This window comes from Bacillus gaemokensis (assembly GCF_001590835.1).
In the GTDB taxonomy this organism is placed as follows: Bacteria; Bacillota; Bacilli; order Bacillales; family Bacillaceae_G; genus Bacillus_A; species Bacillus_A gaemokensis.
Map to the genome: position 1 here is coordinate 28,614 of NZ_LTAQ01000002.1, position 16,109 is coordinate 44,722.

14 protein-coding genes are annotated in these 16,109 nt (G+C 36.2%); 3 read left to right on the forward strand and 11 right to left on the reverse strand.

Annotated elements, in window-relative coordinates:
- Window positions 1-87 precede the first annotated feature (87 nt).
- Window positions 88-2,013 carry a heavy metal translocating P-type ATPase gene (locus tag AZF08_RS05770; protein ID WP_033674405.1) on the forward strand — a complete coding sequence of 642 codons (1,926 nt, stop codon included), beginning with the start codon at window positions 88-90 and terminating at the stop codon, window positions 2,011-2,013.
- A 210-nt stretch (window positions 2,014-2,223) separates the two neighbouring features.
- Here the strand turns inward: AZF08_RS05770 and AZF08_RS05775 are convergent, their stop codons facing one another.
- The 3 genes from AZF08_RS05775 to AZF08_RS05785 are packed head-to-tail and all read right to left on the reverse strand — an operon-like array spanning window position 2,224 to window position 4,133.
- Complete coding sequence (locus tag AZF08_RS05775) at window positions 2,224-3,093, reverse strand: YihY/virulence factor BrkB family protein (protein ID WP_033674406.1); 870 nt, start codon at window positions 3,091-3,093, stop codon at window positions 2,224-2,226.
- A gap of 6 nt (window positions 3,094-3,099) precedes the next feature.
- The gene (locus tag AZF08_RS05780) at window positions 3,100-3,615 is read right to left on the reverse strand and encodes a DUF4075 domain-containing protein (protein WP_033674407.1); all 516 of its coding nucleotides are present in this window, start codon (window positions 3,613-3,615) and stop codon (window positions 3,100-3,102) included.
- 53 nt (window positions 3,616-3,668) lie between these two features.
- Window positions 3,669-4,133, reverse strand: a complete 465-nt coding sequence (locus AZF08_RS05785) for a low molecular weight protein-tyrosine-phosphatase (RefSeq protein WP_033674408.1) — start codon at window positions 4,131-4,133, stop codon at window positions 3,669-3,671.
- Between the two features lie 171 nt (window positions 4,134-4,304).
- Between AZF08_RS05785 and AZF08_RS05790 the strand changes: the two genes are divergently transcribed.
- The gene (locus AZF08_RS05790) at window positions 4,305-4,529 is read left to right on the forward strand and encodes a DUF1128 domain-containing protein (protein WP_033674409.1); all 225 of its coding nucleotides are present in this window, start codon (window positions 4,305-4,307) and stop codon (window positions 4,527-4,529) included.
- Window positions 4,530-4,717: 188 nt separating this feature from the next.
- On the forward strand, window positions 4,718-7,384 hold the full coding sequence (locus AZF08_RS05795; RefSeq protein ID WP_033674410.1) for a cation-translocating P-type ATPase: 2,667 nt from the start codon (window positions 4,718-4,720) through the stop codon (window positions 7,382-7,384).
- Window positions 7,385-7,418: 34 nt separating this feature from the next.
- On the opposite strand, the gene AZF08_RS05800 is transcribed toward AZF08_RS05795, so the two are convergent.
- The 8 genes from AZF08_RS05800 to AZF08_RS05835 all read right to left on the reverse strand — a co-directional run.
- Window positions 7,419-8,501, reverse strand: coding sequence for a toxic anion resistance protein (locus tag AZF08_RS05800; protein ID WP_033674411.1), 1,083 nt, complete (start codon window positions 8,499-8,501; stop codon window positions 7,419-7,421).
- An 18-nt stretch (window positions 8,502-8,519) separates the two neighbouring features.
- On the reverse strand, window positions 8,520-10,151 hold the full coding sequence (locus AZF08_RS05805) for a YceG family protein (protein ID WP_033674412.1): 1,632 nt from the start codon (window positions 10,149-10,151) through the stop codon (window positions 8,520-8,522).
- 118 nt (window positions 10,152-10,269) lie between these two features.
- Window positions 10,270-11,061: a TerC family protein gene (locus AZF08_RS05810; protein WP_033674413.1), complete on the reverse strand. Its 792-nt coding sequence runs from the start codon at window positions 11,059-11,061 to the stop codon at window positions 10,270-10,272.
- A gap of 71 nt (window positions 11,062-11,132) precedes the next feature.
- Window positions 11,133-11,711, reverse strand: a complete 579-nt coding sequence (locus tag AZF08_RS05815) for a TerD family protein (RefSeq protein WP_033674414.1) — start codon at window positions 11,709-11,711, stop codon at window positions 11,133-11,135.
- A gap of 81 nt (window positions 11,712-11,792) precedes the next feature.
- Window positions 11,793-12,377: a TerD family protein gene (locus AZF08_RS05820; RefSeq protein ID WP_033674415.1), complete on the reverse strand. Its 585-nt coding sequence runs from the start codon at window positions 12,375-12,377 to the stop codon at window positions 11,793-11,795.
- A 23-nt stretch (window positions 12,378-12,400) separates the two neighbouring features.
- Window positions 12,401-12,997, reverse strand: coding sequence for a TerD family protein (locus AZF08_RS05825; protein ID WP_033674416.1), 597 nt, complete (start codon window positions 12,995-12,997; stop codon window positions 12,401-12,403).
- 128 nt (window positions 12,998-13,125) lie between these two features.
- On the reverse strand, window positions 13,126-14,004 hold the full coding sequence (locus AZF08_RS05830; protein ID WP_033674418.1) for an ROK family protein: 879 nt from the start codon (window positions 14,002-14,004) through the stop codon (window positions 13,126-13,128).
- A gap of 63 nt (window positions 14,005-14,067) precedes the next feature.
- Window positions 14,068-16,109 (reverse strand): SH3 domain-containing protein (locus AZF08_RS05835; protein WP_161486784.1); only part of this gene is annotated, 2,042 nt, incomplete at its 5' end.

Consider the following 16,109-nt stretch of genomic DNA (forward strand, 5'->3'; position numbering starts at 1 on the left):
TCCGTATGGATGGCAGCTTTCGTCGTTTTATAGGGGTTTCGATTTTGATTATTTTTCTCAATAAGAAATTGGAAGGAGCGAGTAACAATGAACTCAGAAGTAAAAACATTACCATCAAAAAAGAATATGCCTAATTCATCTTGGATTCAAACATTCAAAAAACACTATGAACTTATTTTCGCCACCTTATCTGGTATTTTTATTTTAGCTGGTTGGTTATTAACAAACAGCGAAGCAGCAACTACTGGAGTTATTTTATACATCCTCGCATATATAGTTGGAGGATATGCAAAAGCCAAAGAAGGTATTGAAGATACAATTGAAGAGAAGGAATTAAATGTAGAAATGCTGATGCTTTTTGCTGCTATCGGCGCTGCTATTATTGGCTACTGGGTAGAAGGTGCCATCTTAATATTTATCTTCGCGCTAAGTGGAGCAATGGAGTCCTATACATTAAACAAAAGTCAAAAAGAAATTTCTGCACTCCTTGATTTACAACCTGAAGAAGCGTTACGTATTACAAACGGAATAGAAAAGCGTATTCCAGTAGGTCAGTTACAAATTGATGACATCATTTTGATTAGACCAGGTGAACGCGTTCCTGCCGATGGTACCATTTCTAAAGGCGAAACAAATATTGATGAAGCAGCTATTACAGGTGAACCGATTCCAAATGAAAAAAAATTTGGCGATGAAGTATTTGCTGGAACTGTAAACTTACGAGGTGCCATTGAAGTTAAAATTACAAAACGCAGTGATCAAACATTGTTTCAAAAAATCATTCGTCTCGTTCAAAATGCGCAGAGTGAAAAGTCGCCATCACAACTTTTTATTGAAAAATTTGAAGGAACATATGTAAAAGGTGTACTTATTGTTGTTGCTCTAATGATGTTTGTCCCTCACTTTCTATTAGATTGGAGTTGGAATGAAACATTTTATCGCGCGATGATTTTACTTGTAGTCGCTTCTCCTTGTGCACTCGTTGCAGCGATTACACCAGCAACGTTATCTGCTATTTCTAATGGCGCAAGAAATGGGATTTTATTTAAAGGTGGTATTCATTTAGAACGGCTTGCCTCTGTAAAAGCAATTGCCTTTGATAAAACAGGTACATTAACACAAGGAAAACCTACTGTAACAGATGTATATATGCGAGAAGGAATAACAGAAAAAGAGGTACTCTATATTACCGCGTCTATTGAAAGCCATTCTACACATCCTCTAGCAGAAGCAATTGTTAAATATGCAAAACACGCATATGACATTACATTATCAAAACCAGAAAATGTAGAAGACGTAACTGGTTTTGGCTTAAGAGGGATTTTAGAAAATACAGCTTATAAAATCGGTAAAGCTGATTTTATCGGTGAAGAGACAGCGGGCTTTCATAACGGCATCGCCACTATACTCGAACAAGAAGGAAAAACCGTTGTCTATATTAGTGATAACAAAGGAATTCTTGGACTTATCGCTTTAAAAGATACTTTACGCCAAGAAACGATTGCTGCTATTCGTGATTTACAAAGTATAGGTGTTGAAGCCATTATGATTACTGGTGATAACGAACAAACAGCAAAAGCAATCGCGGCCGAAAGCAACATAAAAGAATATTATGCTTCATGCCTACCAGAAACGAAGGTTGAAACGGTAAAACAATTAAAAGCAAAGTATGGTACAGTTGCCATGGTCGGTGATGGTATTAATGATGCCCCCGCACTCGCTACAGCTAGCATTGGCGTTGCCATGGGAGAAGGAACAGATGTTGCCTTAGAAACAGCAGATGTCGTTCTAATGAAAAATGAGCTTTCTCGCCTCGCTCAAGCAATTCGTTTATCGAAACGTATGAATCGTATCGTAAAACAAAATGTTATCTTTTCTCTAGCAGTAATTACGATGCTTATTTGCTCTAACTTCTTACAATTTTTAGCTCTTCCATTCGGCGTTATTGGTCATGAAGGAAGTACAATCCTTGTTATTTTAAACGGCTTACGATTACTAAAAGGAAATAATTAAACGGGTCCCCAGTGGGAACCCGTTTTTTTAATATCCAGCTCCAGCGGCTTGCGCTTTTAATGGTAGCTATTATGTCCATTCGCACTGCTGCTCGTTTTATGTTTTGGATGCGAGCTACTTTTTTGTTTACCTTGACTTTTATTGTTGTGATTTTTTTTGTTATTACTCATATTTAATCCCCCCTGTTCCTCTTTATTATGGAACAGAAAATCATTTTTCATTACGGGAATTATTGTCACTTGTTCGATAAAAATGTAGTAACCCATTAATTTCTCCGCCCAGTAAAATAACCCAGGCTGTTAAATAGAACCATAACATTAAAATAATGATACCACCAAGACCACCATATGTATTGGCATAATTAGCAAACTTATCTACATAATATGCAAATGAGTACGATACCACAATCCATCCAACCGTTGCAAATAATGCTCCTGATACTACTTCTCTTCTTTTCAACTTTCGATCAGGTGCAAATGTATATAAAAAACTGAATAGAGCAAATAACACTAAGAAACTGGCCACTAATCGCGTAATACTCCACACGAGAGAAAAACTCTCCGATAAACCAAGTGCTTTAAAAACAGCTGCTCCAATTACTTGTCCAAACACAGGAACAATTAATGCAAAGACAATCATAAAAATCATTGCTAGCGTGAACAAAATAGATAACGCCCTCGTTGTAATGAAAGAGCGTGTTTCTTTTACATCATAAGCACGATTAAAGGCATTCATAACTGCGTTTACACCGTTTGAAGCAAACCATAGCATCGATAATAAACCAAAGGATAGTAAACCACCATTTTGTTCATTTACAACTTTATCTACATTCACTTTAATTAAGTTCATTGCATCTTCAGGTATATAATCTTTTAATAAACTCAGCACATCCTCTGTATGGATAGGAATAAATCCAAGAAGCGTAATTAAAAAAACAAGCCCAGGAAAAATGGCAAGCAAGAAGAAATAAGCGAGCTGTGCCGCTAAGCCCGCTACGTCATCTCGCATCGTTCGGTCATATAAATCTTTCCCAAACGAATAGACACGATTTCTCCTTGCTTTCTCTAGAATTTTTTTCATATTTCTCTAAACGCTTTTCTTCGCTTCTTTATCTTGCTTTAACTCAATGTATGCTTCCGTTTTTTTTTCTTCCGCATTAGAGTCTTTCATAAATAATTCACGCGCTTCTTTCATACCACCATCTTCAGCTACTACCGGCTCATCTTCCGCTTTTAATTCTTCTGCTTTTAGAGGCGCAGCTTGAATTTCAATTGTCTCTGGCTTTTCCACTGGATGAAGCTTTTTCTTACTAAAAATTTCTCTCGTTTCCTTTAATGTTTCAACAACAGCTGGTGTTAGCTTCTTGATTTCCGCTACCTTAGCCTTTACCACATTAAAATCCGCAAGTTCACGTCCTTTATCTGTAACAGTTTGCACTTTCTCTTTTATTTTGGCATTTTCACCAATTTCAATCATTTTTGTTTTTGCTTTTTCAGCCGTATTTTTCACTTTCTCACGATTCTCTTTCTTAAGCATGGAAACAGCTACACCTGCCGCTACTCCAAGCGCAATATTTCGAGCTATATTATTCTTCTTTGCCATATTCCTTCACCCTTTCATTTCTTATGTTAGAAAGTATCTCTTTCTAAGCTTTCTCATATTCCTTGTTCATTTCGAATGAATGCTAATAACTTTGCACACCCTTCTGTTACAAGGTCATAAACTTCTTGAAAGTTCCCTGTAAAATAAGGATCAGGAACATCTGCCCAGCCACCGTCTGGAACAAAATCGGACAGTCTACCAATATAGCCTCCAGCTTTACCTAAACCTTCTAAATCTGCTATATTCTTGTTGTCCATGGCAATAATATAATCAAACTTTGTTAAGTCTTCTTTTTCTACTTGACGTGCTTTAATTCCTTCAAAGGAGACTTCATTTTCTTTTAAAATTTTTTGCGTTCCTTCATGAGGTGGATGACCAATATGCCAATCTCCTGTTCCAGCAGAATCAATTTGAATTTTATCTTCTAATCCCTCTTGTATTACGAGATCACGAAAAATCGCTTCTGCCATTGGAGATCGACAAATGTTCCCAAGACAAACAAACAATACTTGAACCATATTTGTTTCTTCCTTTCTCGGTGCATTTCTTATATATACATATAGTATAAACAACCAATTATTAATTATAAAGGAAATCCCTACTAATTTAATTGGATTGAAAAGTTCCGTTAACGAAAATGATAAAAAATGTTAAGATATTCTTATGTTATTTTAAAGGGGGACACTTCGGTGGATTTATCCGTAAAGTCGCAAGAAAATGTTGAACATATGGTAGAAGCCATTAAAGAGAAATTACGAATGGTAAACGCTGGAGCAATGAGAGCTGCTAGTTTTAACCAAGAAATGTACGAGGATTTACGTGATATTTATGACCATGTAATGAAGCGTGAAACATTCAGTATTAGTGAGATGCAAGCTATTACAGAAGAATTAGGTACATTAATAAAAAAATAACAAAAAGCCTCTTCTCGAGGCTTTTTTAAATTCCAACAAATTCATGACAACCCTTCACTTTTCTTCTACCTTTTTCAAAATACTGTACAATAAAAGGAGAACCTCATCCTAGATTACATCTTCTTACATACTACCCATAACAAATTGCCACACTACCATTGCTAACTGTTTTTACTGGAGGTGCTTATATGAGCAATTGGTACAGTAAGACAAAAAATCAAACCATACTTGAACTTGAAACAAATGAACAGCATGGCTTAACAGATGAAATGGTACAAAATCGGTTAAATCAGTATGGCCGAAACGAATTGGCTACGAAACAAAAGCGTACCTTATGGCAACGTATTTTTTCCCAAATCAACGATGTCCTCGTCTACGTCCTTTTAATTGCTGCATTTATTTCCGCCTTCGTAGGTGAATGGGCTGATGCAAGCATTATTGCACTCGTCGTTGTTTTAAATGCTGTAATTGGTATCATTCAAGAATCAAAAGCAGAACAAGCTTTAGAAGCATTAAAAAAGATGGCATCGCCAAAAGCAATTGTAAAACGGAATGGTGAATTAAAAGAAATCCCATCAGAAAATGTCGTCCCAGGAGATATTATTATGCTTGATGCCGGTCGCTATATTCCATGCGACTTACGGCTTATTGAAACCGTAAATTTAAAAATTGAAGAGTCTGCTTTAACAGGCGAATCTGTTCCTGTTGATAAAGATGCGCTGTACCATCCTTCTATACAACCTGACGAACAAATACCACTAGGTGATCAAAAAAATATGGCCTTTATGTCAACGCTTGTGACATACGGGCGCGGAGTCGGTGTTGCTGTTGAAACAGGAATGGAATCACAAATTGGAAGAATCGCTACTCTTTTACATGAAGCTGACGATGATACAACACCACTTCAAAAAAGCCTAGCACAAGTAGGGAAATATTTAGGATTTATAGCTATAGCAATTTGCATTATTATGTTCTTTATTGGATTTTTCCAGGGCCGAGACTCATTAGAGATGTTTATGACAGCCATTAGCTTAGCTGTTGCAGCAATTCCAGAAGGCTTACCAGCTATCGTTTCTATTGTTCTCGCAATTGGCGTTCAGCGTATGATTAAACAAAACGTCATCATTCGTAAGCTCCCGGCTGTTGAAGCACTCGGTTCTGTTACGATTATTTGTTCAGATAAAACGGGGACATTAACACAAAATAAAATGACCGCTACTCATTTCTATTGTGATCACACATATGATAAATTAGAAAACTTGAACGGGAATAATGAGGCCCAGCGCTTATTATTAGAAAATATGGTTTTATGTAATGATGCATCTTACAGTGATGAATCACAAACCGGTGATCCAACAGAAATTGCACTTCTTGTTGCCGGAAACGCCTTTAACCTTCAAAAAAATACTTTAGAAGATGAACATAGACGCCTGAATGAATTACCCTTTGATTCCAATCGTAAAATGATGTCAACACTGCATGAATACGACCAGGGGTATTATAGTATGACAAAGGGAGCTATTGATAAACTCTTACCTCGTTGTACTTATATTTTTATAAATGGTACAACGAAAGTCTTAACAGAATCAGATAAAAAACACATATTAGAAGCAGCTCAAATGATGTCACAAAAAGCCTTGCGGGTACTATCATTCGCTTTCAAACAATATGATACACAACAGATTTGTATTGACCATGTAGAAGAAAACCTTATATTCATTGGACTTGTTGGCATGATTGACCCACCACGAACAGAAGTAAAAACATCTATTACAGAGTGTAAAAAAGCCGGTATTCGCACCGTTATGATTACCGGAGATCATAGAGATACCGCTTTTGCTATCGCTAAGGAACTTGGTATCGCTGAGAAAGAGTCCGAAGTCATGATTGGAACTGAGTTGGACCGTATTTCCGATGATAAGCTAGCAAATGAAATCAACCATTTAAACGTCTTTGCCCGTGTTTCTCCAGAACATAAAGTGAAAATTGTTAAAGCATTGCGGGCAAAAGGAAATATCGTTTCAATGACTGGAGATGGTGTAAATGATGCTCCATCTTTAAAACAAGCGGATATTGGAGTTGCAATGGGAATTACAGGAACAGATGTAGCTAAAGGGGCCGCCGATATGGTTTTAACAGATGATAACTTCTCATCCATTGTTAAAGCTGTTGAGGAAGGAAGAAATATTTATCGTAACATTAAAAAATCGATTCTTTTCTTGCTCTCTTGTAACTTTGGAGAAATTATTACACTCTTTTTAGCTATTCTACTTGGCTGGGCTACACCGCTTCGCCCAATTCATATTTTGTGGGTGAATTTAATTACAGATACACTTCCAGCTTTATCACTTGGCGTCGATCCAGAAGACCCTGATGTTATGAAAGAAAAGCCACGTCATACGAAAGAAAACTTATTTAGCGGCAGCGTTCCTTTTCTTATCCTAAACGGGACTGTAATTGGACTCATCACTTTAAGCGCCTTTATTGTGGGAGCTAAACTCTATACAGGGGATACACATATCTTCCCACTCTTCCCGTCACAAATTGATGACGATGCTTTATTACATGCCCAAACAATGGCATTTGTTGTGCTTAGTTTCTCACAACTTGTGCATTCATTTAACTTACGATCAAGTACGAAATCAATTTTTTCAATTGGGCTATTTACAAATAAATATTTAGTTTTTTCACTTCTTATCGGCGTTCTTATGCAAGTTTCCATTATCTCTATACCACCTCTTGCAAATATATTTGGCGTGCATGCTTTAACAATGAAAGATTGGGGATTTGTCCTCTTATTAAGTATCATTCCACTTATCGTTAATGAGGTCATAAAACTATTCAAGAAAAATTAAAAGGCAATGAGGGATTCCCTCACTGCCTTTTATATTATCCTTGCAACTCTTTCTTTATATTCTCTGTCAGTTCTGCCATACGCTTACGGCTTTCTTCACGTTCACGTTTGTTTTGTTCTTCAATTTGTTGTGTTTCTTGCATACCTCTTGAAATAATATTCCATGTTTCTTCAAGTGTCTCCATCTTAATACTAGAAGAACCAGATAATCTTGCTACTTCCACACTTTGCGTTGCAATATTTTGTGCATTTTTCTTAAGAAGTTCATTTGTGCGACGATCAAGCTCAGCCATAGAGTCTGCAACAAGCTTTTGACGCTTCGCATTTACAGCTTGAATAATTCCATTTTTAAAAATAGGAATCGTTGTAATAAACGCTGTATTAATTTTACCAATCAATTTGTTATTACCGCGTTGAATCATACGGATTTGTGGTGCCGTTAATAGGGCCACCATACGCGCCTTCTCTAAATCATCAATGCGTTGTTCTAAAATTTCGACGGAGTTTCTTAAAGATTCTAATTCAATACCTGCTAATTGATCATTATTACGTACACGCTCTTCATACATTGGAACTAACTCTGTGTTTAAACGTTCCAATAACATTTCTCCTGCTACTACATACTTCTCTAAGTCTAAATAATATTTTAAGTTTTGTTCATACAACCCATCTAACGTACCAATTGATTTTTTCATTTCGTCTTGGTATTTCGTAATTTCCACGTACACTTTATCCATTTCGCGGCCCATCGTTTGATACTTACTAAAGATTTGCTCAATCATTTTATCTGCCTTTTTGAACATGCGAGAGAAAAATCCACTTTTCTCTTCCGCGAAATCTTTACTATCAAATCTGTCCATAATTTTACCAAGTTGTTTGAGTAATTCACCAGAATCCTCTATCTTAGATAAAGACATCGTATGTAAAATTTGATCTGCAAACCGAGAAATTTCCATAGATGGTTCTTTTCCAAGCTCGATTAATTCTAATTGGTCTTTAATATCCACTCCGTTATAAATGCGTTGCACTTCAGCATCTTGTCTCAATTGCAAGCGAACGTCTTGCGCTGTTTGTTCATTCAATTCTGTTTTCGAATCTAGTACGACTGGGTTATTCATATGTGATTCTCCCTTTCCTTATAAAAATGGACGAAATAGCCCTTTTATTGTTTGAGATAAGTTCTTGTAGGCCGATGGACCGTGGAATTCAAGATCAAAATTCACTTCCTCGAGCCAATGCGAATCAAATGCTCCCGCTTCAATGTACGGTTCAATATCATTTCTACCCGTTGGATTAAAATGGAGTACATCAATTCCAATTTGATTTAAAAACAATAATAATACAGCATCGGAACGAGTTAATTCTCCGCTCTTCTCATTGTTAAATATAACAATTTTTGGTACTTCTTGTGAATAATCAAATTTCTCAAGTAACTCTAAAATATTAGGTGGAATTTGAGAAAGCTGTGCGAAAACATACAGCGCTACCTCTTGTTTTGTTTCTTTCCCCACTGGTTTACAAAGTTCACTTTCACACGTATGAATGATGGCCTCTGCAATCCCATGCTGTAACCCTTCAGGTAAACGCTTATGTGGCCACCAATGGCTATTCATAATTTGATCGGGATGAAGATTTCCAGCCCGGTCTAATGCATCTCGATAATGAAACTGAAAATTTGCTTTTTGCTCTTTTGTAAATGGGAATGAATTAATTAATAAACTATTATCAAACGATGTAACAGCCTTCAATCTTTGGAAGTACTCTTTATCATTTTTTGAAACACCTGATACTTTTCCAAATAAAGACGGAATATAAATATGTTGATTTTCCACAAAGAATGTCGGACGTACAAATGCTTTTTCTTTCGTAATTAAAAAGAGCTCATCGTACGTTGTTTTCAGCGTACGCGCTACAGGCGTGTACGTGCGAAATTGCCACGGTTTGTATAATAAAGAATTATCGTGATGAAGCACTTGCTCAATTTCCTTCGATGCTTGATATGCAACTGTTGCCACACGCTCACGTCGGCGATCCGGAAAGGGCTCTAATGAAATACGCCCTGGATGAGAGACTACAAAAGTCCTCTCTTCATCATCAACACTTTCAAAACCATCTTTTCCTTCCGGATGATAATATAAAACATCGCACCCGAGCATAATAAGAAAATACAAGAAGTAGATACGACTTTCCTTCGCATCACCGTACCAAATAATTCGTGGCATTTGTTTCTTATAATTAATTGTAGAAAACCATTTTGCTACGTAATTTTCGCTTAATTTAATGATATCAATTAAGAAGCGGCGAAAACCTTCCGTTTTTAATGATTGATTATGTTGTTTCTCATATAATTTCAATACAGAAATAAATGTTGTATGTATATAGTGTTGTAAATCAGGATTATCTACTTTCGGTAACAATTGCTTGCCTGATAAATGTGCAACAAGTCTGTTTACCGTAAGTCCGTTTGGTGCTTCTTGATGTAATGTAAATACGTCTTGAATATGACGGAGCTTTTCAGAATCAATCACTTTATTTAAATTTTGTTCGTGCAGTACAGTAATTCCTTTCGCTTCGCTATAATCAAATAGCTCATTAAAATATTCATCTACATCATTAGGAACACCAAGAATACGACAAGCTATATAGCTAAATTTCATCTCATTCTCTGTTAATTCATACTGCGGGCGTTTTTCTAAAATCGTTTCAAATTGCTTTAAATCAGCTTCTTCTTTTAATGCATACGGATGAAGTGTAAAACGCGAAAACACGATAGTTCACCTCCAAAAAACATTTACTTTTTTAAAGAAATAATATCTTCTCTTTTTATTATAAACCATTTTAAGTTATAAAAAATGGGCGCTCGTATAACGAGCAAACCCATTTCAATTATTTATCTTCTTTCTTAGTAGCTGCAACTTCTTCTCGGGCTTGTCCAGAATTTCGCATATAATGCAAAATGAATGTTGCTCCAAATGCCGCAACTAAAATAATAAAGAATACTGTATGACTAATGTGAATATCAATGACAGACAACAACATTTTCGTCGCAATGATTAAAATTAAAATATATGCCGTCGTTTCAAGTTCTGGAATACGTTCTAGTAATCTTAAAAATACGCCCGCAATACCACGCATCATTAAAATACCAAGCATTCCACCTAATAGTAAAATCCAAACTTCATTCGATACACCAAATGCTGCAAGAACGCTATCTACAGAAAATGCAATGTCCATTAATTCAACCATCGCAACCGTTCCCCAAAATACACCAAACAATCTAAAGAAAATACTGTTTTGATTCATGCCATGAGCTTCTTCATCTTCAGCATTTCCTTTTCTTTTATCAATGAAATATTTAACAGAAAGCCAAGCAAGGTAAAGTGCTCCTAGTACTTTCACCCATGCCAATTTAATCAAGAACATTCCAATTCCAATCGCAATAAAGCGGAATACATAAGCTCCAATAAGTCCATAGAATAATGCTTTTTTACGTTTTTCTTCTGGAAGGTGTTTTACCATTACCGCTAACACAAGTGCATTATCAGCAGATAATAAACCTTCAAGTACAACAAGTGTACCAATTAACCCCCAAGATACTGGATCTTGTAATACTTTAATCCACATGTCCAAATCAAAAAATTGGGCATACGTATCAAGGATTCCCTGTAAAATGCTCATCTTACTATTATCTCCTATTCTTTGCTAGATTTATAGAAAGGCGAAAAAAGGAAACGAAGTTCGTTTCCTTTTTATGCATCCAAGCCATACGCTCTTACAAGCGCACCTAATCCACCTTGGAATCCACTTCCTACAGCATTAAACTTCCACTGTCCATTATGACGATATAATTCACAAAAGACAACTGCTGTTTCAATGGAGAAATCTTCCCCTAAATCAAAGCGAAGAACCTCTTCATTTGTTTCTTCATTTGCTAAACGAGCAAATGCATTTGCAACCTGTCCGAAGTTTTGATTACGGCCTTCTGCATCATAAATCGTCACTGTAATTGCAATTTTATGTACATCTGCCGGAACCTTACTTAAATCGACAACAAGTTGCTCATCATCGCCTTCACCTTCACCTGTACGGTTATCACCTGTATGTAAAACCGATCCACAAGGAGATTGTAAGTTGTTATAGAAAATGAAATCTGTTTCTTTCGTACATTTTCCATTTGCATCTAATAAAAAGGCAGATGCATCTAAATCATAATCAGAACCGCCATCATATGACTTAATATCCCATCCAAGACCGATTACTGCTTTTGTCAGACCTGGGCTTGTCTTACCTAAATCAATTTTCTGTCCTTTTTGTAATTGAATAACCATTTATATTCACCTCTATTATTATAATTCATCAGAACATGTCCATCAGTAAAACTATCTTTTACCAATGGACATTGGGATTTATTACTCTACATCTAAACCAAAGTTATTACATAAAGAACCTAATCCACCTTGGAACCCACTTCCAATTGCATTAAATTTCCAATCACCAGCATGACGATATAATTCCCCGACTACTACTGCTGTTTCAATAGAGAAGTCCTCTCCTAAATCGTAGCGAATTAATTCTGCATTTTTCTCTTCATCTAGAATACGTACAAATGAATTAGATACCTGTCCAAAGTTTTGGCTACGTCCTTCACCATCATAAATTGTAATTGTGAAACAAATACGCTCAATATGCGCTGGGACATTCTTTAAATCTACTTTAATTGCTTCATCATCGCCTTCGCCTTCACCTGTACGATTATCTCCTAAATGCTCTACAGAACCGTTCGCGCCCTTTGGATTATTATAGAAAACAAAATCTTCTGGCCCTGATACTTTTCCATTTGCACCTACTAGGAAAATACTAACGTCTAAATCAAAATCATGCTGTCCATCATAACGATTTGTATCCCACCCAAGACCTACAAGAACTTTAGAAAGACCTGGATTTGTTTTTGTTAAATCTACCTTTTGTCCTTTTTTTAACGAGATAGATGCCATATGCTATTCCTCCTTAAATTGTATTACTGATAACGTGACACAATTTCACTTAAATTCTTGTCTTGTGTACCTTCTCCAACTGCAGAAAACTTCCACTCATTGCCGTGACGATACATTTCGCCCGCAACTAACGTTGTTTTCCCAACGTAATTTTCTGATAAATTATAACGTGCTAATTCTTCGCGTGTTTGCGGATTTTGAATACGAATATACGCATTGCGAATCATACCAAAATCTTGACGACGGTTCACGCAATCATAAATATTTACAACAAATACTAGACGGTTAATACGACTTGGAACTTTATGTAATTCTACAAAAATTGTTTCATCATCGCCTTCGCCTTCACCTGTTAAATTATCACCTGAATGAATAATGCTTCCACAAGCAGATAGCTTATTTCCAAAATAAACAAGATCATTTTTATTTAAAAAACGATTATTTTCTAGCATAACCACGGATGCATCACAATCGACGTTTGGTTTGCTTCCAAATAAAGAAGATAGAAAGCCACCTGGTTGTCCAATTGGATCCCAGCCTAAGCCAACCTGTAATTTTGCTACGCCTGGTTGCCCCTTCGTTAAATCAATCTTCTGTCCTTTTTCTAAAATAATAGGCATGAAGTTTCTTCCTTTCTACAAGCTACTTTCCAAATGGGAAAATATTGTATTCTTCTCCTATATTGTAGCATTATTTGTCGATTGAAAAAAAGAATAAATTTTTAATTATATGAAAACAATCACACCATTTATTCACAGGGATGTAATAAGTGGTAAATCGAACCAATCATCCCAGCATAATTGCGATTTTTCGCAAGATGAATTTCACAATGGCTATAAATCTCTTGCTGCAAATACTTTTGCACTTCTTCTTTCACTTCTTCTAAAAATGTATTCCCTCTCTCAGTAATACCTCCACCAATAATAATCGTTTGTGGATTAAAAATATAAGCTAGATTACTAATACCAATTGCTAAATGTTTAAAAAACACTTGAACTGCTTGTATCACTTCTTTGTCCTTCTTATCATATAACTCAAAAATTGTTTTACCATTCCAGTTCCCCTCACCTTTATATTGCTGCACAAGATGAATTAACCCCGAAATAGAAGCTACTTCTTCGAATGTCTTTCCCTCTATTAACATATTTCCCCATTCACCGGCACTGAATGAATATCCTCTGTATAATTCTTCATCGATAACAATAGCCCCACCAATTCCTGTTCCAAGTGTAAGCATAATAAAGTCCTTCTGTTTACTTCCAGCACCTTTCCATCTCTCTCCTAATGCCGCACAATTTACATCATTTTCAATTGTAACAGGAATCTTCAGTGCAACTTGTAATCTATTAACAATAGGAATACCAGCATAGCGTGGAATATGATCCACGCCGCCAGTTATCATTCCTTTATGAATATCAACAATTCCCGCTGTACTAATGCCAATTCCAGTAATAGTATGTTGTTTCATTAAATCTCGAGACAAACGAATGATTTTTTGAACAATTTGTTCGCCACCTAAGTGTGCCTCTGTAACAGTATTGTGCTGCTCTAGTAACATTCCTTTTTCTGACACAATGCCAAACTTAATCTGCGTACCACCAATATCAAATGCAATATATTTCCTCATTCTGTCACTTCCTCTAACATTATGACTTTTATTCACTTGCATTGAAATGATGAAGTTTTATGTTTAATAAGAGTTTACAAGATTTACTGATCCTGCTTTTACATAAACACTGCTATAGGCTTTATTATCTGAAGCAATTTCATAATATGCCCCTTGTGCAGTATGAATTGTATTCTTAATAGCTACCATAATATTGCGAGATGTCGATCCAGTTTGTCCACTTCCTAAGTTTTGGAAGACTTCAGAACCAGCTTTCAATGTTCCAAGACGATATTTTTTTAAATCCTTGCTACCATTCATTGAATCTATTCTATACATAAGTGACGCAATTTGCTGTCCCCAGTTCTCATCACTTGCATACATAACATTCATACCTTGCGCCTTATCTCCTAAGTTTCCACCATTATATGTATTTCCACTCGGTGTTAAGTAATGTTTATCAATATAGGCAGCACAAAAATCAATGCCTTCCTCCCATGTTTTAAATCCTGTTGCGCCATTATATGGATCTGAATCTACTGCTCTAAATCCAAATAAATTTTTCTTATCTTGTGCGATACGACTTGTTCCCCATCCAGATTCTAAAATGGCATGTGATAATAAGTAGCCCGCATTCATCTTATACTTCTCTGCCGCACTTACAAAATACTTTCCTAATCCAATAAGTGGGCTATTAGCATTCGATTTACGTAAGAACTCATCAAGTTCCTCTCCTGTATAAGTAGAGGTTGTACGTAGTGGCATATATTCAAAGTACTGGTAACTATCTTGTCCACCAATTTTTGTTTTATCATATGCTTCATAGCGCTCCCCTTCTTTTAAATGTTTAGGAGCGTTACCAATTTGATATGTTGCATATTTACCCGTCGCAGTGTTGTATACATAGTGATATAACTTACCATTCTTAGCTGCATAATACGATGTTTTCTCACCAGTCATTGTTGGATGCAATGTAATATCATTTATATTCACATAACCCGTCATTCCATCAATTTGTACATGAATCTGGTCACCAACAGCCTTCACAAATTTCAAGTCTGCTCCACCTTTTACATATGTGATCTTCTTTCCTGTCGAAATATCGTAAATATTAATAACACCATTTGCTCGAACAAAGCCTTGCTTCATATTCACAACTTTCCCACCACTTGTAATATATGCATCTTCTTTCATATTTTTCATAATTTGCTCAGCTTCTACTTCATTTGGCTTTTGAACCTTCTGAGATGAAGTAACAATTTCATACGAAGAAGAACTTTGTTTTATTTTTAAGAATTGTGATGAGACATAGCCTTCACCACCGCTAAACCGAACCTTTGCCCAGCCATTCTCTTTAGTAACTATCGTAACAGTCTCCCCATTTTTCAAATGACCAACGATTGCAGTTCCGGTGGATGGCCCTTTACGAACATTCAACAGCGAAGCATTTACAACTGCACGTTCTTCTGTTACTTTTTCAGGCACAGTTGGATTTGTAGGCTCCATTTCAATTTGAACAAACTCTAATGCAATATAGCCTTCTTTTCCTTTATAACTTATCTTTGCCCAGCCATTTGCTTTTCCTAAGATTGTTACTTTTTCTCCGTTTTTTAAGTTTCCGAGAATTGCACTATTTGTATTTGCTTGACTTCTTACTCGCAGGCTCGTTGCGTTGATTGTTCCTGTTTCTTTTGCTCCATTTGTTATGTCATCAACTGGTTTTTCTTCTTGTTTCCCAGCTTCTAGCTTCACAAACTCTAACGATACGTAACCTTCTTTTCCTTTATAATTGATCTTCGCCCAGCCGTTTGCTTTTCCTACTTCTAGCTTCACAAACTCTAACGATACGTAACCTTCTTTTCCTTTATAATTGATCTTCGCCCAGCCGTTTGCTTTTCCTAAGATTGTTACTTTTTCTCCRTTTTTTAAGTTTCCGAGAATTGCACTATTTGTATTTGCTTGGCTTCTTACTCGCAGGCTCGTTGCATTGATTGTTCCKSTTTCTTTTGCTCCATTTGTTATATCGTCAACTGGTTTTTCTTCTTGTTTCCCAGCTTCTAGCTTCACAAACTCTAACGATACGTAACCTTCTTTTCCTTTATAATTGATCTTCGCCCAGCCGTTTG